Source organism: Mesorhizobium sp. MC2-1-1 (assembly GCF_057597255.1).
The window spans coordinates 2,191,780-2,213,198 of the sequence record NZ_CP195205.1 but is presented as its reverse complement, the minus strand read 5'-3'; the positions used below and the strand labels follow the sequence as shown (position 1 = coordinate 2,213,198).

The window sequence follows — 21,419 nt, the reverse complement described above, 5'->3', positions numbered from 1 at the left end:
CGATCATCGCTTCGAGCGCTGGGATATGAACCTCGCGCAATTTTTGGAGGCTCTTGCAGCGAATATAGACGCTCCAGACAATCTCGTAGCCGTCCGCGAAAGGCCCTTCACTTGCCGGCAAACCCGGCGGCAGAAGTTGAGGCAACCTGGAGACCTCAGCCACAGCTACTCGGCCGCCTGCGCCTGCGCCGGTACCCCCAGCCACACCCGGCAATCGGCCAGTGCCCGCGAGGTGATCGCGTGACGCTTGGCGACGGTCTTGTCCTTGCCGCGCAGGCGCTTGCCCTCGATCTTCGGCGCTTCCACCGGCGGGAACAGGCCGAAATTGACGTTCATCGGCTGGAAGGAGCGTTTGCCGGGCTCGTCGTCCGAGACGATATGGCCGCCCGTGATGTGGTTGAGCAGAGCGCCGAAGGCAGTGGTCGGCGGCGGCAGCGAAGCTGCCTGGCCGAGCCTTTCGGCGGCGGCAAAGCGGCCGGCAAGCAGGCCGATCGCGGCGCTTTCGACATAGCCTTCGCAGCCGGTGATCTGGCCGGCAAAGCGCAGGCCCGGCCGCGATTTGAGCTGCAGCGAGGCATCGAGCAGCGTCGGTGAATTGATGTAGGTGTTGCGGTGCAGGCCGCCGAGACGCGCGAAGTCGGCGTTCTCAAGCCCGGGAATGGTGCGGAAGATGCGCACCTGCTCGGCATGCTTCAGCTTGGTCTGGAAACCGACCATGTTGTAGAGCGTGCCAAGAGCATTGTCCTGGCGAAGCTGTACAATCGCATAGGCCTTGACCGAGGGGTTGTGGGCGTTGGTCAGGCCCATAGGCTTCATCGGGCCGTAGCGCAGCGTCTCGAGGCCGCGCTCGGCCATCACTTCGATAGGCAGGCAACCGTCGAAATAGGGCGTGCCTTCCCACTGCTTGAACTCGGTCTTCTGTCCCTCCAGCAGCGCCCCCACGAAAGCGAAGTACTGGTCCTTGTCCATTGGACAGTTGATGTAGTCCTTGCCGGTGCCGCCGGGGCCGACCTTGTCGTAGCGGGACTGGAACCAGGCCGTATTCATGTCGATCGTGTCGAAATGCACGATCGGCGCGATCGCGTCGAAGAAGGCCAGCGCATCGGCGCCAGTGGCCTCGGCGATAGACTGCGCCAGCGAAGGTGCGGTCAGCGGGCCGGTGGCGATGATCGCCTGGTCCCAATCCTTGGGCGGCAGACCAGGCACTTCCTCACGCTGGATGTTGATCAGCGGATGCGCCTTGATCTTTGCGGTGACGGCGTCGGAAAAGCCGTCCCGGTCGACGGCCAGCGCGCCGCCGGCCGGAACCTGGTGCGCATCGCCGGCGCTCATGATCAGCGAGCCGGCCAGCCGCATTTCGGCATGCAGCAAGCCAACGGCATTGTTTTCGGCGTCGTCGGAACGGAAGGAGTTCGAGCAGACGAGCTCGGCCAGACCATCGGTCTTGTGCGCGTCCGTGCCGCGCACCGGGCGCATCTCATGCAGCACGACGGGAACGCCAGCCTCGGCGATCTGCCATGCGGCTTCGGAGCCGGCGAGGCCGCCGCCGATGACGTGTACGGGATTTTTGCTCATGAGCGCCGGAATAGTCGCTTGGCGGCCCGATTGCAATTGCCAGGCGGCAACGGGTGAGGCGAGAAGCTGCCGTCAAAAACAACAACACCCGCCGGGGGAGGAGGTCCGGCGGGTGTCGTTTTGCGGGTCGATCCTCGGGAGGAGGTGAAGATCGACCTTATTCGCCATCGCCGGGGAGGAGGTCGGCTTTGACGAAATTCCTTTCGCCTAGAAGACGAACTGCGTTCGATTCGGGAACAACGCCCGCCGGGGGAGGAGGTCCGGCGGGCGCCGTTTCTGTGGTCAGCCCTCGGGAGGAGGTGAAGGTTGACCGTATCCGTCAGGGTCGGGGAGGAGGTCGACCCTGGCGAAATTCCCTATCAGACCGCCTTGCGGGCGATCATCTTGATCTCGTCGCGAACGATGCCGAGATCATGGAGCTGACGGTTCGAAAGCCGACCCAGCTCGGAAACCGTCTCGCGATAAACGCGCCAGTTACGATAGCTGCGGATCAGGTTCATTGTCTTAACTCTCTTCAAAACTGGTTCGGACCATTTGCGGCCCGAAGCGGATTAGACCGCCTTGCGGGCGACGTAGTGGATGTCGCTACGGCTGATGCCGAGGTCGGTCAGTTCACGGTTCGACAGGCGGTTCAGCTCGGAAACGGTTTCCCGGTAGCGGCGCCAGTTGCGGTAGTTGCGGATCAGGTTCATGGTAGTTCTCGTTTCGTCTTTAGTTCGGATCATTCCGTTTGTGTACGAACGGAAAATAGGTGGGATCGTATCGGTTTAAAAGTGCCGTTGGCGCATGGCAGCAATGCAATTTGTGCAATGCAACATTAACGGCCATTCATGCCTGCGTCACAAAGGTGACCGAATCGAAAAATGCCGCTGCGTCAACGGCTTGTCTGTTTCGGCTAAGGAAATGACCAGGCTTCGGGGGAAAGCATGGCGAGCTATGCGACACGGGTGAGGGCGGATATCGCTCGCTGGCGGGAGAGTGGGCTGATCGACCCCGCCACCGCGCAAGCATTGACGAGCGACATCGCCGCCAATGAGCGCGCCTCGCTGAGTTTCGGATCCATCCTGGCAATGATGGCGGCGCTTTTGTTCGGCGCCGCCATCCTGATCTTCGTTGCCGCAAATTGGGAGGCCATCCCGCGCCTGGCTCGGGTCGCGGCGCTGTTCGCCGTCATCCTGGCTGGCTATGTGGGCGGCGCGGTCCTCAAGACGCGCGACCATGCCGCGATCGGCGAGGCACTGTGGATCGTTGCAGCCGCGGCCTTCGGCGGATCGATCGCGCTGATCGGCCAGATGTATCACCTCTCGGGCGACGAGGCTTCGGCGTTGCTGACCTGGTGCGCCGGCACGGCGCTGGCGGCGGTTGCGCTGCGTTCCAACCCGCTGACGGTGGCGGCGGTCGGCATCGCGGACGCCTGGCTGGTTCTCAAAGGGTTCGGCTTCTACTGGCGCGCGGAGATTCCGCATCTCTTCATCGTCATGGCGATCGTCCTGTTCGCGATTTCGTTCTGGACGCGAAGCGGGGCCGCGCGCCACCTCATCATTTTGTCCGTCATTCTCTATCTGGTTTTGCTGGCGACGGACCACGACACGCTGCCGGTGGCGGTCTCGCTGGCCATCGCGTCGGCGCTGCTCTTTGCCGCCTCGGTCTTTGCGGGCGATTCGATAGACAGGATCCTTCAACTGGGCGGCCGACTGCCCTTGCACGCCTTGGTCGGTTTCCTGACCGGCATGGCGATCATCCAGTTCGAGCTGGCGGATGAAAGCACCTACGACAGCGGTTTCGCAGTTGCCTCGATCGTGGCGCTTGCCAGCATTGTGACGGCAATCATGCTGGCCGGTCGGGAGAGTAGGGGCCTGCGCTGGCTGGCCTACGCCGGTTTCGCTTTCGAACTCGCCATCATCTACGGAGTTACCTTGCGGTCGACGCTCGATACGGCCGGATTCTTCCTGGCGGCGGCCGTGCTGCTCGGCATTCTGGCGCTGGTCGTCATCCGTATCGAGAAGCGCATGAGGGCGTCCGAGAAGGAAGCAACAGCATGATCGGCAAGAAACTGATCCTATCGGCGATGGTGCTGGCGCTTGTCCAGATCGGCTTTCTCAGCTGGATCATCGCGGGTCGCGCCGCGATCCTCCGCAACGGCAAGGAAGTGCTGCTCAAAGTCGAGCCAGTCGACCCGCGCGATCTCCTGCGCGGCGACTATGTGTCGATCAACAACAACATTTCGCGGATTCCGGTGAAGCTGATTGCCAACATTCCGCAAGGCTCGTTTTCCAGCGACGACGGCTCGATCACGGTGCGATTGAAGAAGGGTGGCGACGGCTACTGGCAGCCGTCGACAGCCTGGTTCGGCAGAGCGCCGGTTCCGGCCGGCCCAGACGAGGCGGATATCGCGGGCCATGTCGCGGCAGGATGGGACTTACGCAGTCCGGACTCGACGATCGCTCCGGAGTACGGGATCGATCGTTTCTACGTGCCGGAAGGCGAGGGCATGGCGATCCAGGACGACATGCGCGTGCGGCCGTTCGGCATCAAGCTCGCACTCGCGGCCGACGGCACGGCGCAGATCAAGGCGCTGATGGACGGCGACAAGACGCTGTTCGAGGAGCCGCTTTATTAGCAACTTTGCTCGACACTGACGGCGCCGATCCTCCTTCGCCAAGGCTTTGGAAGATACCCTCGGCTCTTCGAGCCTTGGTTTGCGGAGCCATCCGAAACTGAAGAGCAAAGGATGGTGCGGATGAAGGGACTCGAACCCCCACGCCTTTCGGCACTGGAACCTAAATCCAGGGCGTCTACCAATTCCGCCACATCCGCTTTGCCCGGCAATCCCATGTAGCCATCATTCTGTCAATGTCGGCGCTCAAATCATGCTTCTGCGGCAGGTAGCGAAGATAGTTGAAAATTAGCCTAGCCTGTGACAAAAGGCGTGTCGAATGTGACGGAACGTGAATTCGCGGTTCTGCAAGATGTGAAAAGTTATAGGAAAAACAAAAACTTATTCGCATCCCGCTAGGCGCAGTTCAGGAGAGTTTGAACCGCATCGGCGGTCAAATCGCCAGGTTCCGTCCCAAAAGCCATTTCCGGCAAGATCATACCGGCAGGCTGTAAACGGCTACGACCGTTTCGCAGTCTCATTGTTGAAAACAAAGGTTCTAGGATGCAGGTCACCGAAACGCTCAACTCCGGTCTCAAGCGCGAGATCAAGATCACCGTGCCGGCCGGTGATATGGAAGCCAAGCTGATGGCACGGCTGACCGACGCCCGCGACAAGGTGCGCATCAACGGCTTTCGCCCTGGCAAGGTGCCGGTGCAGCACCTGCGCAAGATGTATGGCAAGTCGTTCATGGCCGAGGTCGTCAACGAGATCCTCAACGATTCGACCCGGTCGATCATCTCGGGGCGCGGCGAAAAGGCGGCCATGCAGCCCGAAGTGATCATGACCGAGGACGAGAAGGAGGCCGAGAAGATCCTGGCCGGCGGCACCGACTTCGAGTTCAGCCTCAATTACGAAGTCATCCCTGCGATCGAGATCAAGGATTTCTCCGATATCAAGGTGACGCGTCAGGTCTACGACGTGCCGGAATCGGAGGTCGAGGAGCAGGTCAAGCGCGTCGCCGAATCGGCGCGCAGCTATGAGCCGAAGACCGGCAAGGCCGCCGAGGGCGATCGCGTGACCATCGACTATGTCGGCAAGATCGACGGCGAGGCATTTGCCGGCGGCGCCGGCACCGACCAGCCGCTGGTGCTCGGCTCCAAGGAATTCATCCCGGGCTTCGAGGATCAGTTGATCGGCACCAAGGCCGGCGACCAGAAGCAGGTCACCGTCACGTTCCCGGAAAATTACCAGGCGGCGCATCTGGCCGGCAAGGAAGCCACCTTCGACGTCACCGTGAAGGAAGTGTCGGCTCCCGGCGCGCTCGAAGTCAATGACGAGACGGCGAAGAATCTCGGCCTGGAATCGTTGGAGCGCTTGCGCGAGGTCGTGCGCGGCCAGATCGAGAGCCAGTTCGGCTCGATGACCCGCCAGAAGGTCAAGCGCCAGCTGCTCGACCAGCTGGACGCGTCCTATTCGTTCGAGGCGCCGTCCAAGCTCATCGAGGCCGAGTTCAACAATATCTGGGCTCAGGTCAACCGCGACCTTGAAGCCGCCGGGCGCACTTTCGCCGACGAAGAGACGACGGAAGAAGAGGCGCGCGCCGAATATATGCGCCTTGCCGAGCGCCGCGTGCGCCTCGGCCTGGTGCTCGCCGAAATCGGCGAGAAGGCCGGTGTCACCGTTTCGGACGAGGAACTGCAGCGCGGACTGTTCGAGCAGGTGCGCCGCTTCCCGGCCAACCAGCAGCAGGAAGCATTCGAATACTATCGCAGCAACCCGGAAGCCATCAACGCCCTGCGCGCGCCGATGTTCGAGGAGAAGGTCGTCGACTATCTTCTCGGCCAGATTTCGGTCAACGACGTGAAAGTCGGCAAGGACGAGCTGATGGCCGACGACGAGGAAGCCGAGACCGCGACCAAGGCGAAGCCTGCGAAGAAGGCTTCCTCTAAGAAGGCCGAGGCCAAGGCAAGCGAAGCAAAGGCGGGCGAAGCAAAGGCGGGCGAAGCCACCGCTGAGGCGGAAGAGCCGAAAAAGAAAGCCGCCCCGAAGAAGAAAGCCGCCAAGGAAGCCGAGTAACAGTTTCAAGCTGCCGATTTCGAAAGGCCGCCTCCGGGCGGCCTTTTGCATGTCATGACCATTTCATTGTGGCCACGCGGCAACACAGACAACTTGTCTTGATCGGCCGGCGCTGGCGATACCAACCCTTGAACATTATCTGCGCTTCGTCGCATTCGCGGGCGTTTGGAGACACTGGTGAGGCCGGGTTCATGGTAAGAGACGTGGTCGTAGCCGCGGCGCTCTTGATAGCCGCGGCAGCCGAGGCAGCACAGGCCGGGCCGGATGCCGGCAACTGGAACGTCGGCCCAGGCAACAATGGCCAGATCACGGCATCGCTGCACGCCAACAACAAGCTGATCACCGGTGGGGGAGCACTCGGTTACAGCCCGGTGCTTACACTGGCTTGCCGACCCGATGGCGAACCGCGCTGGAGCGAATGGCTCCAGCTCAATGACGCGGTTTCCGCCAGCCGCAAGATCACCATCACCGTCACCGTCGACGGCGGCGGCAAAACCGATGAAAGCTGGTCGGTCGGCCCTCGTGGCAGGACGCTGGTCAGGGACGGAGACGACGGCATCAAGCGCCTGATCTCTGCGAACCGGCTGACATTGTCATGGCGCTTCGGCTTGCTGTCGGGGCGAGGTGAGGCGGATTTCGAGCTTGCCGGACTTGCGGACGCGGTCGGTCAGCTCGCCGCCAGTTGCAAGACCGATCCGCCATAACCGGGCAGGGCTAGATCAGCAGAAGGCCCTTCATCGAGGCGTTGCCCTTGCGGCCGATGATGATGTGGTCGTGCACGGAAATGCCGAGCGGCTTGGCCGTGTCGATGATCTGCTTGGTCATCTCGATGTCGGCGCGCGACGGCGTCGGGTCACCAGAAGGATGGTTGTGGACCAGGATGATCGCGCTGGCCGATAGTTCGAGCGCGCGCTTCACCACTTCGCGCGGATAGACCGGTGTGTGGTCGACGGTACCGGTCTGCTGCACCTCGTCGGCGATCAATCCGTTCTTCTTGTCGAGGAACAGGATGCGGAACTGCTCGCGGGTCTCGAAGGCCATGGCCGAGCGGCAATAGTCGAGCACTTGCGTCCAGTTGGACAGCACCTCGCGGCCGCGCACCTCGCCACGCGCCATGCGCTGAGCCGTGGCGGCTATGACCTTGAGGTCGACGGCCACCGTGGGTCCAATGCCCTTCACCTCCTCCAGCAGCGACGTCGGCGCGCCGAGCACTTCGGCGAGCGACCCGAAGCGGGCGATCAGCGCCTTGGCGATCGGCTTGGTGTCGACGCGCGGGATCAGCCGGAAGAGCAAGAGCTCGAGCAGCTCGTAGTCGGGAAGGGCGTCCGGCCCACCGGCGACAAAACGTTCGCGCAGGCGGTCGCGATGGCCGTGATAGTGCGGCTTTTCTTCTACCGCCGCCTTTTTCACGGATCTTTGCGGCGGTTCGATCCAACCTTCGGAAAAAAACGCCCGCTCGTCCTCGACTTTCCCCATGGCCTGCCCTGCATCCCCCCGAAGGCTTCGGCCGAAGACTAGGCCGGGAGCCCTGGGCGGTCGAGCTTTTTCGGCGACAGCGTGAAGATCTCGCAGCCAGTGTCGGTGACGCCAATCGTGTGCTCGTATTGCGCCGACAGCGAGCGGTCGCGTGTGACCGCCGTCCAGCCGTCCGACAGCACCTTCACATGCGGACGGCCGAGATTGATCATCGGCTCGACGGTGAAGATCATGCCGGGCCGCATCTCGACGCCCTCATTGACGGTGCCGTAATGCAGGATGTTCGGCGCGTCGTGGAACAATTGGCCGACACCGTGGCCGCAGAAATCGCGCACCACCGAGCAGCGCTCGGCCTCGGCATAGGTCTGGATCGCGGCGCCGATGGCGCCGGTGCGAGCGCCGGGCTTGATCGCGGCGATGCCACGCATCAGGCATTCATAGGTCACTTCGAGCAAGCGCTCAGCGGCGCGCTTGATCGTGCCCACCGGATACATGCGCGAGGAATCGCCATGCCAGCCGTCGAGGATGTAGGTGACGTCGATGTTGACGATGTCGCCTTCCTTCAGCGGCTTGTTGTCGGGAATGCCATGGCAGACGACGTGGTTGATCGAGGTGCACGACGACTTGGTGTAGCCACGATAGTTCAGCGTCGCCGGCAGCGCGCCATGATCCATGCCGAATTCGAAGACGAAGCGGTCGATCGTTTCCGTAGTCACGCCGGGCTTCACCATCGGCACGAGCTCGTCCAGGCAGCGCGCGGTGAGGTCGCAGGCCTTGCGCATGCCGGCAAAGCCTTCCTCGCCATAGAGGCGTATCTGGCCAGTATTTCGAAGGGGAGCCGTTGAGGCGTCGAGATAGGTAACCATTTTTGTCCGTTTGCCGGCGTCGGCTCGAAAGAGCCGGATGCGAAGATCTGCTCCAGATTTGGCACCGGAAGCTGCAAGGTTCAAGGACGAAGTGCGGTTGCGGGGCCTATTGCGGCTTTCCTTTGAGCATTCCATGGGTTAGGGCGGTCCCGATATTCGGAGATTGCCTTGACGGCACTTGAACGCGAAAGATCGATGCTGCTGCCGGTCAGGACCGCTTTTGCGGGCCTGATGGTGCTTTTGATGCTCGCGCTGCTAGGCTTTGCCCAGACCGCAATCTCTGGGTCGGCCGTCCTGTCTTCCGGCGGCTCAAGCATCAGCGCCGCGCGCCAGGGCGATACGATCGCGCTGCTGAGGACGACCGGCAAGGCGCAGGCGCTCGAAGTCCGGGCCAGTCGGCCGCTTCCCGTGAAGCTCGTTGGCGGCAATCCAGGCGCGCTCGTGCCCGCATCCGATTACCTGGTCATCGCACAGGCGTTGCCGGCCGAGATAGGCATCACGCCCGCAGCGGCAGGCGCATCGGCTTCGCGCGCCAACCAGCCGCGAGCGCCACCCGCCGCGTAAGGCATGGCCGCAAGCGCGGCATTCAAACAAACCATTGACATTCCTTCGCGTCGCGGTTCGGCGACGGCTCTAGGCCGTCCGCCGGATGCGGGCGTGCAGTTCGGATTTCATCCAATGCAACGCATCAAGACATTCAAGACACTCACCCGCGCGGCTGCCGCGGCGTCCTTTCTGGCGGTTCAGGCGGTGATCTGCATCGGCACCGTCTACTGGGCCGTAGCCGCCACCCTTCGCATGGACGCAACAGCGTCAATCGTGCTCGGCGCCATCTTCGCTCTGCCTTCAGCCTATGTGCTGATGGTGGTCACCCGCATGGCCTACGACGCCGAGACCGACCCGGCCAACCAGTAGTGCCGATGATTGGGAACAGGACGGGGGCAGGGCGACGCGCATTGCCTCGCCCTGCCACGCTCGACCCGGGTTTCGCTCATGTTCCGCCCAAGACAGCTGGGCCTTCCCGGCAATTTGCTGGAGATGCGCCATTGGCAACGCGCGTGGAGAGCAGGCCGGTGAACCGATTGTTGACCGCACTGAGGTCACAATCCTCATTCAGAAGGCCGCTCAAGCAACTTTTCACATCGAGCGGCGTTGCCGGGGCTGCGCAAGTTCGGGAGACAGGGAATGGACAGACTGCAATTCGAGGTGCCGGTGCGCATCATGCCCGCGCCCGGCATGCCGGTCGAGGAGATCTACAGCGTCGAGCAGGCGCTCGACTTCCTGCAGGGCTGGCCGAAACGCCGGCAGGGCAAAATCTACGAAGCCGCCTTCAATGCCTGCTTCGGCGCGACGGTCGACGTGGTCAGCCCCGAGGAAGCCTGCCGGGCATTCGCGGCGTTCTGCCGCGTCAGCGGATTGCTGGCGAGGGACGCCATGTTTCCCGGCAAGCGGCGCAACGTGGCGGTTACGCATCGAGAGGCGCGTGCTTGAGGCGCGAAGCGCTCTAATCCTGTCTTTATGCGCGCCGTCCCCGAACAGGAGCGCGCTTCGGGCATGGATTGGGGGCGTTAGCGACAAACCGGCTCAGCCGCCGAACGACACGCCCCTATAGCGCATTCCCACCTGCACGCCGCGCACGATCACGCGCGACAGGATCTCCATATCCAGCGGCATCTGCGGACGCCACACGTCGAGGAGGAGAGCGACGCGCGGCTGATCCGAGTTGTTCGTGACTTCGTGCTCGAACGTGTCGTCCCACAGCATGCACTCGCCGTCGGCGATGCGCCTTTCCTCATGGTTGATCATCATGATCGTTGCCGGGCGGCCGTCCGGCTGTCTGGGGATCACGAGGCCGAGGTGAAACCGCATGATGCCGCGAAACGGTCCGCGGTGCGGCGGGATGTGCTTGTGCGGGGCAAGAAAGGAAACAGCCGCCGACTTGACCTCGGGGCATTCGGCGAGCAGGCGGCTCAGCACCGGCATCCTTGCCAGATTCTCCGGCACCGCCATGTCGTAGGCCTTCAGCACGAACATGCGCCAGTCGAGCCCGTCATTGGCCGAAATATCGGCCTGCTCCGGCATGATGTCGTGGAAGCGCGGCGCCTTGTTCAGCTTCGCGGCGAGCGCTTCGTCGCGAATGTCGCGCCAGGCGGCAGCGAACTTCGTCGCATTGGGAAAATGTCTTCCGGCATCAAGAATGGCCGGTGCATCTATGCGCTTTTCATAGATACGGCGGACCAGATTGGTTCCCAGATCGTAGGCGCCTGACATCTCATTCCCTCAACGAGGCTGTTATATAGCGGGATGCTGCTTTCGGCGATGCCTCACGGAGATTTGTATGACGGGCGGACAGACATCCCGCCGGAAACTTCCGGATATTGGCCTCACTGCGTCTTCGATGCCAACCGCGGACCGGTGTGGACATCGATGATTTCGGGCCTGACGGTGTCGATCTCGCCGTTCCAGCCGCCGCCAAGCGCCTTGTTGAGCGCTATGTAGTCGGTGGCGATCGCAACGCGGCTCTGCAGGACGAAGTCGTCGGCGGAATAGGCCGAGCGTTCGGCATCGAGCACGTCGAGAAGGCTGGTCTCGCCGGCCTTGTAGCGCGTTCCTTCAAGCCGTGCGGCATCACCATAGGACTTCGCCGAGGAGGCGAGCTTGCCGTTCCTGATACGCTCCTGCGACAACGAAACCGTGGCGTTCTCCACGTCTTCCAGCGCCGTCAACACCGCGGCCTTGTAGGCGACGAAATACTGGTCGCGTTGGGCCCTGGCGACGTCGACGGCCGCCTGCAACTGACCGGCGTTGAACAATGGCACGCTGAGCGACGGTCCGAACGACCAGCCGATGGTGGAGCTCTTGCCGAGGTCGCCGAGCTTCAGGGACGTGGTGCTGATGTCGCCGGTCAGGCTGACGCTCGGATAGCGCGCCGCCTCGGCTTGGCCGATCTTGGCGGTGTATTGCGCATACTGCCGCTCGGCCATGCGCACGTCCGGGCGGGTGAGCAGGATGTCGGCCGGGATACCGGTCGGGATCGGCAGGCGCGGCGCCGGGATCGGTGTCACGCGTTTCAAGCGCTCGTTGAGTGCCGCCGGCGGTCGTCCGGTCAGCACGGAAAGGCGATGTACCGCCTCGGCATAGCTCGCCTCCAGGCTCGGAACGCCGGCTTCCGTGCCGCTGGCCTGCCCCTCCGCCTTGGCGACATCCGCCGCGGTCGCCGAGCCGGCCAAGGCCATGGTGCGAGTGAGCTGGGCGGTTTGCCGCTGCGATGCGGCGGAGCGCCGGGCAAGCGCTATGCGTGCCTGATAGCCGCGTGCCTGGACATAGTTAGAGGTGACATCACCAACCAGCGTGAGAAGGGTCGAGCGCAATTCCTCTTCGGATGCATCCAGCCCGTAGCTCGCCGCCTCGACGCCCCTGCGATTGGCGCCGAAGAGGTCGATCTCCCAGCTGGCGTCGAGGCCCGCCTGGTATTGATCGTAGGTCTCGCTGGCTGTCGTGCCCGCGGAGGTGGCCGAAACCCTGTTGCGGGTGGCCGAGGCCGAGCCGTCGGCGGATGGGAGCAACGTGCCCACCGATTGGCGATAGCTTGCCCGCGCCTCGCGGATCTTGGCCTTGGCGGTGGCGACATCGAGGTTGCCGGCAACAGCTTCGTCGACAAGTGCATTCAACTCGGGATCGCGCAGGCGCTGCCACCATTTGGACAATTGCGCAGGCTTCGCCGGTTTCGCCGGCTTCTGCCCGCTCCAGTTCGCCGGCAGCGCCAGAAAAGGCTTCTGGTAATCCGGGCCGACAACGCATCCCGAGAGCAGGGCAGCGGCAAAGGCAGGCAAAAGAAACCCCTTCGCGGTCGCGAGACCGCGTTCAAAATCAAACATTTGAGAGAAACCTTTATTCCGGTGTGGCTGTGGCTGGTGTCCCGCCCGAATTCTTGTTGGCCGCCTTGCCCTTGAAGATGCGGCGCACCGTGACGAACAATAGCGGCACGAGGAAGACGCCGATCACCGTCGCCGCGATCATGCCGCCCATGACGCCGATGCCGACGGAGTTCTGCGCGCCGGAGCCCGCGCCACTGGCGATCGCAAGCGGCGTGACGCCAAGGATGAAGGCAAGCGACGTCATCAGGATCGGCCGCAGGCGTTGCCGTGCCGCGTCGAGCGTCGCTTCGACCAATCCCATTCCAGCCGACTGGCGGTCGATGGCGAACTCGACGATAAGGATGGCGTTCTTGGCGGCAAGACCGATCGTGGTCAGCAGACCGACCTTGAAATAGACGTCGTTGGTCTGGCCAAAAAGGGTCGCCGCCGCCAGCGCGCCGAAGATACCGATCGGCACCGAGAGCATCACCGCGAACGGGATCGACCAGCTTTCATAGAGCGCGGCGAGGCAGAGGAAGACGACCAGCGCCGAGATTGCATAGAGCGACATCGCCTGGTTGCCGGAAAGCCTCTCCTGGTGCGACAGCCCGGTCCATTCATGCGAATATCCGGCGGGCAGTTGCGCGACAAGTTTGTCGATCTCGTCCATGGCCGCGCCCGAGCTTTGGCCGGCTGCCGCCGCGCCCTGGATCTCGACCGCCGCCGACCCGTTGTAGCGTTCGAGGCGGGGCGATCCGTATGTCCAGTGGCTGGAGGCGAAGGCGGAGAACGGCACCATGACGCCGCCAGAGTTGCGGACCTGCCATTTGTCGAGATCCTCCGGCTGCATGCGGAAGTCCGCGTCCGACTGCAGATAGACCGGCTTCACCCGGCCGCGATCGATGAAGTCGTTGACATAGTCGCTGCCCCAGGCAGTCAACAGCGTGTTGTTGATGTCGGCGAGGCTGATGCCCAGCGCGCTCGCCTTTTCCTGGTCGATATCGACCGAGAATTGCGGCTGATCCTCCTGGCCGTTGGGGCGCGTGTTGGCGAGCAGCTTGCTCTGCGCGGCAAGGCCGAGCAGCTTGTTGCGCGTCTGGATCAGCGCCTCATGGCCGGCGCCGTTGACATCCTGCAGGTAGAAATCAAAGCCGTTGGTGTTGCCGAAACCCTGGATAGCGGGCGGGGCGAGCGCGAACACCTGGGCGTCCCTGATTCTCGAGAAGGCGCCCATGGCGCGGCCGGCCACCGCCGATGCGGCGAGAGCCGGCGTCTTGCGCTGGCTGAAATCCTTCATCCGCACGAAGGCGATGCCGACATTCTGCCCGGCGCCGCCAAAGCCGAAGCCGGAAGCGGTGAACACGCCTTCGACCGCGTCCTTCTCTTCGTTCAGATAATGGTCGGTCACCTCAGCTAGCACACGCTCGGTGCGATCCTGCGTCGCGCCGACCGGCAGCGATGCGCTGGTGATCAGGATGCCCTGATCTTCTTCCGACAGGAATGAGCTCGGCAGTCGGGCGAACATCCAGCCCATGGCGACGACTATGGCCAGGAATACGGCAAGGAAGCGCCAGGACCGGTTGATGATGCCCTGCGAGCCGTCTCGATAGGCGATCGTGCCGCGGTCGAAGACGCGGTTGAACCATCCGAACGGCCCCTTCTGCGTCGCATGGTCCTTTGGCGGGCGCAGGATGGTGGCGCAGAGCGCCGGCGTCAGCACCAGCGCGACCAGCACCGAAAGCACCATGGCCGAGACGATGGTGACCGAGAATTGCCGGTAGATAATGCCGGTGGAGCCGCCGAAGAAAGCCATCGGCACGAACACGGCCGACAGCACGGTGGCGATGCCGATCAGCGCGCCGGTGATTTCCTTCATCGATTTGCGAGTCGCCTCCTTCGGCGGCAGGCCTTCATCGTGCATCACGCGCTCGACATTCTCGACCACGACGATGGCGTCGTCGACGAGCAGGCCGATGGCCAGAACCATGGCGAACATGGTGAGCGTGTTGATCGAGTAGCCGAAGAAGGAGAGCACGCCGAATGTGCCGAGCAGCACCACGGGCACGGCTATCGTCGGGATGATGGTGGCGCGCAGGTTCTGCAGGAACAGCAGCATCACCAGGAACACCAGCACGATCGCTTCGGCCAGCGTCTTCACCACCTCCTCGATCGACAGGCGCACGAAGGGCGAGGTGTCATAGGGGTAGACGACCTCGACGCCCTGCGGGAAAGTCGAGCTCAGGCGGTTGATGGTCGCGCGCACAGCCTCGGCCGTGCTGATCGCGTTGGCGCCCGTCGCCAGGTTGACGGCGACGCCGGCGGCGGGATTGCCGTTGTAATGGGCTTGCGTGGTGTAGCTTTCGGCGCCGATCTCGACCCTGGCGATATCGTTCAGCCGCACCAGCGAGCCATCGGTGTTGCTTTTCAGGATGATATTGCGGAATTGCTCGGCGGTCTGCAGCCTGCTCTTGGCCGTCACAGTGGCGTTGAGCTGCTGGCCCTTGCGCGCCGGAAGCCCGCCGAGCTGGCCGGCCGACACCTGCGTGTTCTGCGCTTCGATCGCGGTCGCTACATCGCCCGGCATCAATGCATATTGCGCAAGCTTGTCGGGATCGAGCCAGATGCGCATCGCGTAGCCTGAGCCGAAGAGCTGCGTCGAGCCGACGCCTTCTACGCGCTTCAGCGTGTCGTTGATGGTGCTGTCGACATAGTCGGCGAGATCGGTCGAGTTCATCTTGCCGTCACTCGAGACGAAGCCGATGACCATCAGGAAACCGGTCGAGGATTTGGAGACGGTGATGCCGTTGCTCTGGACGACCTGCGGCAGCTGCGACTGCACGAGCTGCAGCTTGTTCTGCGTCTGGACCTGCGCGGTGTCAGGATTGGCGGCGCTGGTGAAGGTCAGCGTGATCGAGGCCTGGCCGGTCGAGGTCGACGTCGCCGTCATATAATCGAGGTTGTCGATGCCGGTCATGCCCTGCTCGATGACCTTGGTCACCGAGTTCTCGACCGTCTGGGCATCCGCGCCGGGGTAGCTGGCACCGATGTTCACGGTGGTGGGCGCGATCTGCGGATATTGCGAGATCGGCAGCGACTGAAGCGCCAGCAGCCCGCCCAGCATGATCACGATGGCGATCACCCAGGCGAAGATCGGCCGGTTGATGAAGAAAGCCGACATCGCTTCAGTTCCCAGTTGCGCCAGAAGCTGGTTGCCTGGCGGCGCCGGCGGCATTGCCTCCGGCAGGCTCCGCCGAGGCGGAGCTTTGCTCGCGATCCTTGATCTCGCCGGTCGTTTCGTCGATCGTCACCTCGACCGCCGTCACGTCGCCGCCGGCGCGTACCAGTTGCAGGCCCTCAACGATGACGCGGTCGCCGTCGCTGACGCCGGAGTCCACCAGCCAGTTATTGCCGACGCTGCTGCGCACGCTGAGCACGCGCTGCTCGACCTTGCCCTGGGCATTGAGCACCAGGGCCGTCGCTTGGCCCTTGGCATCGCGGGTGACGCCGCGCTGAGGCACAAGGAAGCTGTTCTGGGCGACGCCTTCCTCGACGATGGCGCGCACATACATGCCAGGCAGCAGCAAGCGGTCGGGATTGGGAAACTGGGCTCTGAGCGCGAACGTGCCGGTGGACTGGTCGACATTGGCGCCTGTGAATTCCATCTTGCCGTTCTGTGCATAGATGGTGCCGTTGTCGAGCTTCAGCTTGACGCTGACATTTGCCCCACTGAACTTTACGCGGCCTTCGTTGATCGCCTGGCGCAAGTTGAGCAGGTTGGTGCTCGATTGCGTGACGTCGACATTGATCGGATCGAGCGAACGAATGGTGGTCAGCACAGTCTCCTGGTTGGCGGTGACCAATGCTCCCGGCGTCAATGTCGATTTGTCGATGCGGCCGGCGATAGGCGCAGTTATCGAGGTGCGGTTGAGGCTGATGCGCGCTGTCTCGACGCTGGCCTTGGCCGACGCGACATCGGCCTGAGCCTGCGCCAGCGTCGCGGCGGCATCGTCGTAATCCTGCTTGGAGACGACATTCTGCTTCAGCAAGCCGGCATAGCGGTCGAACTTGGCCTGCGCCGTGGGCACCGCGGCTTCCGCCTTCTGTTGTGTGGCGACGGCGCTGTCATAAGTGGCCTGATAACTCGCCGGATCGATGAGGTAGAGAGGCTGTCCCGCCACCACCTCCGCCCCTTCCTGGAACAGCCGCTGCTGGATGATGCCGTCGACCTGCGGGCGCACCTCGGCGATGAGCGAAGCAGCCGTGCGGCCAGGCAGCTCGGCGGTGATCGCAACCGACTGCGGGTGCAGCGTGATGACGCCGACCTCGGGCCTGCCGGCACCCCCCATGCCCGCCGGCACCTGGCTCTTTTCCTGCGAGCAGGCCGCCAGAAGAAGCGCGGCGCACAGGATTCCCGTCCAGGGAGACAGGCGGCGTGGCCTCGCCGGCGGAGAACGACTAGGCTGGATATGCATTGGCTGGGTCTTTCCCTGGAATTTCGGTCCTCCGCTGGCCGCTCGCGCCGGGCGCTTCGACCAACAGCTTGCCGAGGTGGCGGGCGAGGAAGCTCTGGATGTCGTTGATGAAGATGTAGACCACCGGCACGTAGACGAGGCCGAGCATGGTGGACGAGACGAGCCCGCCGAGCACGGCGATCGCCATCGGCGCCCGGGTCTCCGCGTCGGCGCCGATGCCGAGCGTGATCGGCAGCATGCCGGCGCCCATGGCGATCGATGTCATGGCAATGGGCCGAGCCCGCTTGCGGGCGGCGAAGCACAGCTGGATCGCGCCCGTCAGCATCTGCTTCGACAGGATCCGCTGCCCGGCATGGGCGCCGGGGCGGATCGTCAGGAGCGAGCTCAGGGAGGCAAGCAACCGCAGCATCATCAGGGCTTCCCACATCATCATGTGTTCCGTTCTGGTGCGGTCGCGCGGACGCGCCCGCCAACTCGCAAAGAAAGTACCGGCCGGCCCGTGAACGGGTGGGTCAGGGGGCCGGCCGGCGCAGCCGATCAGAGTTGCTCGTCACTCCGGGGTAGGGGTGGAGGGAGCTGTCCACCGTGATCGGGCAGACCTCCTTGGCCGGCTGCCTCCGGCGGATCTCCACATGGACCGGGGGGCGGGCCGTGCGGCCGATCCGCCGAAGCAAGTATTTCGAGCTGTTCGGGCGTCAGCTTGGCGCGCAAAACAGCGATGGCGTCCTTGAGCTTGGCGGCAGAGGCGGCGCGTTTGGTCACCTCGTCGGCTAGCTTTTCCTGGAAGGCGAAGGGGTCATGCCCTGCTTGATCGGGCCTTGCCTGATCCAGCTTGCCGCCGGCGGCATCGTCAGGCCCTCGGCCGGGCGGGCCAAAATCGGGCCGAGGCGGCGCCAGCACCGCTTGCAGCGCGCTGGTGTAGTCGCGCCAGGCGTCGAGCTGCTCGGAGCGGATGCCGACCCGGGTCTCGAGCGCGGCTAGCCGGGCAGCGAGAAATTCCGGCGGCGGCCCCATGCGCCGCGGGCCGAAGTCCTCTGGGCCGTGCCGCATTGCTTGGCGCGGGCCGTGCCACGGCATCGGGCCGGGACCTGCGTCGTCCTGCCGGCCGATTGCCGGCGGCTCGCCTCCGGGCGCCGCGCCAGAGTCCGGTTGAGCGGCGAACACGGGGTGGATGGCCGCGACCGAAAAGAGGCCGAGCGCCAAAAGTCTGCTTCGCATGACGTGATCCTTTCCTGCATGCTTCGGATGAAGGGGAGGATAGGAAGCGTCTTTTGCCGCTTTGCTTCGGCGCGTTGCCGAAGGTTTCCGGAAAAAGGAGAATTGTTTCCGAATGTTTCCGGCGGCGTTGTGGAAACGTTCCGTTGCAATTTTCCATGCCGCTGGGCGTCGTCGCTCCTTATAATCAGGCACGGAAAGGCAAGCGGGCGAAGAATGCAGGCACAATCCCACATCCTGGTCGTGGACGACGATCGCGAGATCCGGACGCTGCTCGGGCGCTATCTCGACGGGCAGGGATTTCGCGTGTCGGTAGCGGCGGACAGGCGCGAGTGCGAGCAAAAGCTCGGCTCCGGCCAGTTCGACCTCATCGTGCTCGACGTGATGCTGCCGGACGGCTCCGGGCTGGACATCTGCCGGAGCCTGCGCGATCGCAAACCGCATATTCCGGTCATCCTGCTCACGGCGCTGAAGGAAGATGTCGACCGCATCATCGGGCTTGAGCTCGGCGCCGACGACTATCTCGGCAAGCCGTTCAATCCGCGCGAGCTTTCTGCCCGCATCCGCGCGGTGCTCAGGCGTTCGGCGCCGGAAGAGGCCATCCCGCCCAAGGTTCGCGTCTATCATTTCGCCGGTTACAGGCTGGAGCCGGACACGCGCAAGGTGATGGATGCCGATGGTGCCCTGGTCGACCTTACCGGCGCTGAGTTCGACCTGCTGCAGGTATTTCTCGACAGGCCGGGGCGGCTTTTGTCGCGCGACCAGCTGCTCGACCTGACGCAAGGGCGCGAACGCGAGCCGCTCGACCGGTCCGTCGACGTGCTGATGAGCCGGCTGCGCCGGAAATTTGCCGAAGCGGGCGAGGAGAGCTTGTTCAAGACCGTGCGAAATGGTGGCTATCAGCTGACCGCGCGGGTCGAGACCGCGGAGACCGAGGCATGACCTCGCTGCGCCGGCGGCTGATCATCCTGCTCGTCGCGTCGATCCTCGGCGTGGTCGGCCTCGCCACCTTCGTGGCGGTCAAGGTGCTCGGCGGGCCGTCGCCCGAGCTGATCATGGGTCCGCTCGCCCACCAGATCCAGTACATGGTGCAACTGGCTCCCGGGCACATGCCGAATTCAAGCGATGCGCCCGTCAACGTACGGGATCGCCCGGCCGACGGCGTCGAGGATCTCAAGCACACAAAGGTGCTCAACGAGATCCTGCGCCATGACGGCCTCGATGTTTCGGCCGTGGTTAGCCGCAAGGCCGGCGGACCGGGAATGGTCGCTTCGGTCGTGCTGCCCGACCATCGCTGGATGATCGTCGATGTTCCCGATTTCGGCCCGCAGCGCGATGTCTGGATCGGACTGGCGGGCTGGATGGCGCTGATCGTGCTCGGCGCCACGCCGGTGTCGATCTATTTTACCGGCGTACTGGTGCGGCCGCTCGAAATGCTTGAAGCCGCCGTCAGCAAGATCGGATCGGACGGCATGCTGGCGACTTTGCCGGAGAAAGGCTCGGCCGAGGTGAGGGCCACGGCCCATGCGCTCAACGAGCTGTCGGCAAGGCTGAAGATGGCGATGGAAAGCCGCATGCGGCTGGTCGCGGCGGCCGGCCACGATCTCAGGACCCCGATGACCAGGATGAGGCTCCGTGCCGAATTCCTCGACGAGGACCGCGAGAAATGGCTGAGCGACCTCGACGAGCTCGACCGCATCGCCGACAGCGCCATCCGCCTTGTGCGCGAAGAGGTGAACCTGGACGCTGTCGAGCCGGTGGCGCTGGACAGGCTGGTTCGCGACATCGAGGTCGAGATGGTCTCGCTCGGCCATGCGGTCACGATCGACCATCTCGACCATGTGTCGGTCAAGGCCGGCGCGCTCGGCCTGCGCCGGGCGCTGCGCAACCTGATCGTCAACGCCGCGACGCACGGCAAGAGCTGCACCGTCTCGCTTACGGGGCGGGGCGGCCAGGCGGTTCTCGCCATCGCCGACCGCGGCCCCGGTATTCCGCCGGACCTTCTGAACAAGGCCTTCGAGCCGTTCTTCCGGGTCGATCCGGCACGCACGCAATCCATTCCGGGCGCGGGACTAGGGCTTGCGATCGCGAAGGAGATCATCGAGCGTTATGGCGGAACCATCACGCTGGAGAACAGGCCGGGGGGAGGACTGCAGCAGAGGGTGGTTTTCGCAACAGCCTAGCACCGACCCGTTCTTCCGTGCTCAGGGCTATCCGGATCCTTGGCGCGGTCTCAAGCTTTCGGCCACTTTCAATTGCTTGCTCGCGCCATCGTGACCGCACCGCTGTTGCGGAGCGGAGCCTCAAGATGTGAACTTGTCGATACGATGTTTTGCGAGGATGCCAGCATGCCCATGGGCAAGATTGCGTTTTGCGCGGCAGCGATGATCGTTGCCGCCACAAATTTCGCCGATGCACGGCCCGATACACGCACAATGACCTGCGCGCAGACCCAGGCGCTGATCGAGAGCCGGCATGCGGTGGTGCTGAGCACCGGGTCGAACACGTATGATCGCTATGTCCGCCAATTCGGTAATGAGTGCGACGCTCCCTACGTGCCGATGGTCGGCTATGTTCCGGCCAGTGACGGTCAATGCATGGTCTACCGGTGCGAGCAGCCGGCGCCAATGGTTCCGGATTGATTTGCGCTCGCGGCTTCTCTCCAGGTGAAATACACCGATCAACCCGCGGAGCATCAGTGCGGCATAGACAGCCCGGTTCCCGTGTTTCCAAAACCCGCCTATGAAGGGTGGCTAGCACAAACCGGCCAACTTTCAGTGGCAACAATCGAGCGTCACAACCCGAGCGGCCACCCGGCCTTCGGCAATCTGAGTGGCCGGTCAGGCTCGGCAGCTTTGATCAGTTCGGCCGCCGCCGACATCACATGCTCTGCCGAGCGCTCGACCTTATCGAAGCGCCGCATGATCCGAAGGCGAAGACGCATGAGCTGATGCAGCTCGGCACGTCTCTCATCAATGGCCGGTGGTTCAAACAACGCTGCTACGCCTCCCAGCGGCGGGGTATCTTCGGCCAACCGTCGCTCACGTCAGTTCTTGCAGCGAGATCACCATAGGGCGGAGAGCCTTCAACCTTCGCAGTAGGTTTACCGCGCCATTGTGAGAACTAGGTCACCGGCCCGGCGTTTCGCCGATTTCACGGTGAAGATCGAGGCGCGTCACCCGCAGACCGACGCGTGGCCTCAACCACCTCCAGCAAGGCCCGCTGTACCTCGTCAGCCGCAGCGTCGGTAACGTGCATCTGGTGCTCAGTCCGGAACTGCAGG

At 63.6% G+C, this 21,419-nt stretch carries 22 protein-coding genes and 1 tRNA gene; 10 read left to right on the top strand and 13 right to left on the bottom strand.

Going from position 1 to position 21,419, the window contains the following annotated elements:
• Positions 1–165: 165 nt before the first annotated feature.
• The 3 genes from trmFO to ACR64R_RS11210 form a co-directional block, all read right to left on the bottom strand.
• The gene (trmFO, locus tag ACR64R_RS11220) at positions 166–1,575 is read right to left on the bottom strand and encodes a methylenetetrahydrofolate--tRNA-(uracil(54)-C(5))-methyltransferase (FADH(2)-oxidizing) TrmFO (protein ID WP_487361691.1); all 1,410 of its coding nucleotides are present in this window, start codon (positions 1,573–1,575) and stop codon (positions 166–168) included.
• Positions 1,576–1,934: 359 nt separating this feature from the next.
• On the bottom strand, positions 1,935–2,075 hold the full coding sequence (locus ACR64R_RS11215) for a DUF1127 domain-containing protein (protein WP_071096637.1): 141 nt from the start codon (positions 2,073–2,075) through the stop codon (positions 1,935–1,937).
• Positions 2,076–2,126: 51 nt separating this feature from the next.
• The gene (locus ACR64R_RS11210) at positions 2,127–2,267 is read right to left on the bottom strand and encodes a DUF1127 domain-containing protein (RefSeq protein WP_082056373.1); all 141 of its coding nucleotides are present in this window, start codon (positions 2,265–2,267) and stop codon (positions 2,127–2,129) included.
• A 234-nt stretch (positions 2,268–2,501) separates the two neighbouring features.
• Between ACR64R_RS11210 and ACR64R_RS11205 the strand changes: the two genes are divergently transcribed.
• Together ACR64R_RS11205 and ACR64R_RS11200 are read left to right on the top strand one after the other, a co-directional pair.
• The gene (locus tag ACR64R_RS11205; protein ID WP_487361690.1) at positions 2,502–3,617 is read left to right on the top strand and encodes a DUF2157 domain-containing protein; all 1,116 of its coding nucleotides are present in this window, start codon (positions 2,502–2,504) and stop codon (positions 3,615–3,617) included.
• Positions 3,614–4,195 carry a GDYXXLXY domain-containing protein gene (locus tag ACR64R_RS11200; protein ID WP_487361689.1) on the top strand — a complete coding sequence of 194 codons (582 nt, stop codon included), beginning with the start codon at positions 3,614–3,616 and terminating at the stop codon, positions 4,193–4,195. Before ACR64R_RS11205 ends, ACR64R_RS11200 begins: the two co-directional genes overlap by 4 nt.
• Positions 4,196–4,307: 112 nt before the next feature.
• Here ACR64R_RS11200 and ACR64R_RS11195 read toward each other — a convergent pair.
• Positions 4,308–4,392, bottom strand: a tRNA-Leu gene (locus tag ACR64R_RS11195).
• Between the two features lie 343 nt (positions 4,393–4,735).
• Here ACR64R_RS11195 and tig point away from each other — a divergent pair.
• Together tig and ACR64R_RS11185 are read left to right on the top strand one after the other, a co-directional pair.
• Positions 4,736–6,250 carry a trigger factor gene (gene tig, locus ACR64R_RS11190; RefSeq protein WP_487361688.1) on the top strand — a complete coding sequence of 505 codons (1,515 nt, stop codon included), beginning with the start codon at positions 4,736–4,738 and terminating at the stop codon, positions 6,248–6,250.
• Positions 6,251–6,441: 191 nt separating this feature from the next.
• Positions 6,442–6,954, top strand: a complete 513-nt coding sequence (locus tag ACR64R_RS11185; RefSeq protein WP_487361687.1) for a hypothetical protein — start codon at positions 6,442–6,444, stop codon at positions 6,952–6,954.
• 10 nt (positions 6,955–6,964) lie between these two features.
• On the opposite strand, the gene radC is transcribed toward ACR64R_RS11185, so the two are convergent.
• Together radC and map are read right to left on the bottom strand one after the other, a co-directional pair.
• Entirely contained in the window at positions 6,965–7,726 is a 762-nt protein-coding gene (gene radC / locus ACR64R_RS11180; protein WP_487361686.1) for a RadC family protein, read from the bottom strand.
• 38 nt (positions 7,727–7,764) lie between these two features.
• On the bottom strand, positions 7,765–8,592 hold the full coding sequence (gene map, locus ACR64R_RS11175) for a type I methionyl aminopeptidase (RefSeq protein WP_041008132.1): 828 nt from the start codon (positions 8,590–8,592) through the stop codon (positions 7,765–7,767).
• Between the two features lie 168 nt (positions 8,593–8,760).
• Between map and ACR64R_RS11170 the strand changes: the two genes are divergently transcribed.
• The 3 genes from ACR64R_RS11170 to ACR64R_RS11160 all read left to right on the top strand — a co-directional run bounded on the left by ACR64R_RS11170 (position 8,761) and on the right by ACR64R_RS11160 (position 10,083).
• Positions 8,761–9,156, top strand: coding sequence for a hypothetical protein (locus ACR64R_RS11170; protein WP_487361685.1), 396 nt, complete (start codon positions 8,761–8,763; stop codon positions 9,154–9,156).
• 114 nt (positions 9,157–9,270) lie between these two features.
• Positions 9,271–9,507 carry a hypothetical protein gene (locus ACR64R_RS11165; protein ID WP_487361684.1) on the top strand — a complete coding sequence of 79 codons (237 nt, stop codon included), beginning with the start codon at positions 9,271–9,273 and terminating at the stop codon, positions 9,505–9,507.
• Positions 9,508–9,777: 270 nt separating this feature from the next.
• Positions 9,778–10,083 (top strand): DUF982 domain-containing protein, encoded by a 306-nt coding sequence (locus ACR64R_RS11160; protein ID WP_487361683.1) that lies wholly within the window; start codon positions 9,778–9,780, stop codon positions 10,081–10,083.
• Between the two features lie 93 nt (positions 10,084–10,176).
• Here the strand turns inward: ACR64R_RS11160 and ACR64R_RS11155 are convergent, their stop codons facing one another.
• The 6 genes from ACR64R_RS11155 to ACR64R_RS11130 all read right to left on the bottom strand — a co-directional run bounded on the left by ACR64R_RS11155 (position 10,177) and on the right by ACR64R_RS11130 (position 18,139).
• A complete protein-coding gene (locus ACR64R_RS11155) occupies positions 10,177–10,863 on the bottom strand; it encodes an aspartyl/asparaginyl beta-hydroxylase domain-containing protein (RefSeq protein WP_487361682.1) in 687 nt (228 codons plus the stop codon).
• 113 nt (positions 10,864–10,976) lie between these two features.
• On the bottom strand, positions 10,977–12,470 hold the full coding sequence (locus ACR64R_RS11150) for an efflux transporter outer membrane subunit (protein ID WP_487361681.1): 1,494 nt from the start codon (positions 12,468–12,470) through the stop codon (positions 10,977–10,979).
• Positions 12,471–12,483: 13 nt separating this feature from the next.
• Complete coding sequence (locus ACR64R_RS11145) at positions 12,484–15,627, bottom strand: efflux RND transporter permease subunit (RefSeq protein ID WP_487361680.1); 3,144 nt, start codon at positions 15,625–15,627, stop codon at positions 12,484–12,486.
• 4 nt (positions 15,628–15,631) lie between these two features.
• Positions 15,632–16,921, bottom strand: a complete 1,290-nt coding sequence (locus tag ACR64R_RS11140; RefSeq protein ID WP_487361679.1) for an efflux RND transporter periplasmic adaptor subunit — start codon at positions 16,919–16,921, stop codon at positions 15,632–15,634.
• Positions 16,905–17,351, bottom strand: a complete 447-nt coding sequence (locus tag ACR64R_RS11135; protein ID WP_487361678.1) for an efflux RND transporter permease subunit — start codon at positions 17,349–17,351, stop codon at positions 16,905–16,907. Before ACR64R_RS11135 ends, ACR64R_RS11140 begins: the two co-directional genes overlap by 17 nt.
• A gap of 107 nt (positions 17,352–17,458) precedes the next feature.
• Positions 17,459–18,139 carry a hypothetical protein gene (locus ACR64R_RS11130; RefSeq protein WP_487361677.1) on the bottom strand — a complete coding sequence of 227 codons (681 nt, stop codon included), beginning with the start codon at positions 18,137–18,139 and terminating at the stop codon, positions 17,459–17,461.
• A 213-nt stretch (positions 18,140–18,352) separates the two neighbouring features.
• On the opposite strand from ACR64R_RS11130, the gene ACR64R_RS11125 reads away from it, so the two are divergent.
• The 3 genes from ACR64R_RS11125 (at position 18,353) to ACR64R_RS11115 (ending at position 20,778) form a co-directional block, all read left to right on the top strand.
• Entirely contained in the window at positions 18,353–19,078 is a 726-nt protein-coding gene (locus ACR64R_RS11125; protein WP_487361676.1) for a response regulator, read from the top strand.
• Positions 19,075–20,319, top strand: a complete 1,245-nt coding sequence (locus tag ACR64R_RS11120; protein WP_487361675.1) for an ATP-binding protein — start codon at positions 19,075–19,077, stop codon at positions 20,317–20,319. Before ACR64R_RS11125 ends, ACR64R_RS11120 begins: the two co-directional genes overlap by 4 nt.
• 165 nt (positions 20,320–20,484) lie before the next feature.
• A complete protein-coding gene (locus ACR64R_RS11115; RefSeq protein ID WP_487361674.1) occupies positions 20,485–20,778 on the top strand; it encodes a hypothetical protein in 294 nt (97 codons plus the stop codon).
• A 152-nt stretch (positions 20,779–20,930) separates the two neighbouring features.
• Here the strand turns inward: ACR64R_RS11115 and ACR64R_RS11110 are convergent, their stop codons facing one another.
• On the bottom strand, positions 20,931–21,170 hold the full coding sequence (locus ACR64R_RS11110) for a hypothetical protein (RefSeq protein ID WP_487361673.1): 240 nt from the start codon (positions 21,168–21,170) through the stop codon (positions 20,931–20,933).
• Positions 21,171–21,419: the final 249 nt, after the last annotated feature.

What these genes read in the sequence shown, in the direction of transcription:
- ACR64R_RS11130 (WP_487361677.1), bottom strand. Translation starts at nt 18,139, where the DNA reads ATGCGAAGCAGACTTTTGGCGCTCGGCCTCTTTTCGGTCGCGGCCATC.
- radC (WP_487361686.1), bottom strand. Translation starts at nt 7,726, where the DNA reads ATGGGGAAAGTCGAGGACGAGCGGGCGTTTTTTTCCGAAGGTTGGATC.
- ACR64R_RS11120 (WP_487361675.1), top strand. Translation starts at nt 19,075, where the DNA reads ATGACCTCGCTGCGCCGGCGGCTGATCATCCTGCTCGTCGCGTCGATC.
- map (WP_041008132.1), bottom strand. Translation starts at nt 8,592, where the DNA reads ATGGTTACCTATCTCGACGCCTCAACGGCTCCCCTTCGAAATACTGGC.
- trmFO (WP_487361691.1), bottom strand. Translation starts at nt 1,575, where the DNA reads ATGAGCAAAAATCCCGTACACGTCATCGGCGGCGGCCTCGCCGGCTCC.
- ACR64R_RS11165 (WP_487361684.1), top strand. Translation starts at nt 9,271, where the DNA reads ATGCAACGCATCAAGACATTCAAGACACTCACCCGCGCGGCTGCCGCG.
- ACR64R_RS11125 (WP_487361676.1), top strand. Translation starts at nt 18,353, where the DNA reads ATGCAGGCACAATCCCACATCCTGGTCGTGGACGACGATCGCGAGATC.
- ACR64R_RS11150 (WP_487361681.1), bottom strand. Translation starts at nt 12,470, where the DNA reads ATGTTTGATTTTGAACGCGGTCTCGCGACCGCGAAGGGGTTTCTTTTG.
- ACR64R_RS11185 (WP_487361687.1), top strand. Translation starts at nt 6,442, where the DNA reads ATGGTAAGAGACGTGGTCGTAGCCGCGGCGCTCTTGATAGCCGCGGCA.
- ACR64R_RS11205 (WP_487361690.1), top strand. Translation starts at nt 2,502, where the DNA reads ATGGCGAGCTATGCGACACGGGTGAGGGCGGATATCGCTCGCTGGCGG.
- ACR64R_RS11210 (WP_082056373.1), bottom strand. Translation starts at nt 2,267, where the DNA reads ATGAACCTGATCCGCAACTACCGCAACTGGCGCCGCTACCGGGAAACC.
- ACR64R_RS11160 (WP_487361683.1), top strand. Translation starts at nt 9,778, where the DNA reads ATGGACAGACTGCAATTCGAGGTGCCGGTGCGCATCATGCCCGCGCCC.
- ACR64R_RS11145 (WP_487361680.1), bottom strand. Translation starts at nt 15,627, where the DNA reads ATGTCGGCTTTCTTCATCAACCGGCCGATCTTCGCCTGGGTGATCGCC.
- ACR64R_RS11140 (WP_487361679.1), bottom strand. Translation starts at nt 16,921, where the DNA reads ATGCATATCCAGCCTAGTCGTTCTCCGCCGGCGAGGCCACGCCGCCTG.
- ACR64R_RS11155 (WP_487361682.1), bottom strand. Translation starts at nt 10,863, where the DNA reads ATGTCAGGCGCCTACGATCTGGGAACCAATCTGGTCCGCCGTATCTAT.
- ACR64R_RS11115 (WP_487361674.1), top strand. Translation starts at nt 20,485, where the DNA reads ATGCCCATGGGCAAGATTGCGTTTTGCGCGGCAGCGATGATCGTTGCC.
- ACR64R_RS11135 (WP_487361678.1), bottom strand. Translation starts at nt 17,351, where the DNA reads ATGATGTGGGAAGCCCTGATGATGCTGCGGTTGCTTGCCTCCCTGAGC.
- tig (WP_487361688.1), top strand. Translation starts at nt 4,736, where the DNA reads ATGCAGGTCACCGAAACGCTCAACTCCGGTCTCAAGCGCGAGATCAAG.
- ACR64R_RS11200 (WP_487361689.1), top strand. Translation starts at nt 3,614, where the DNA reads ATGATCGGCAAGAAACTGATCCTATCGGCGATGGTGCTGGCGCTTGTC.
- ACR64R_RS11215 (WP_071096637.1), bottom strand. Translation starts at nt 2,075, where the DNA reads ATGAACCTGATCCGCAGCTATCGTAACTGGCGCGTTTATCGCGAGACG.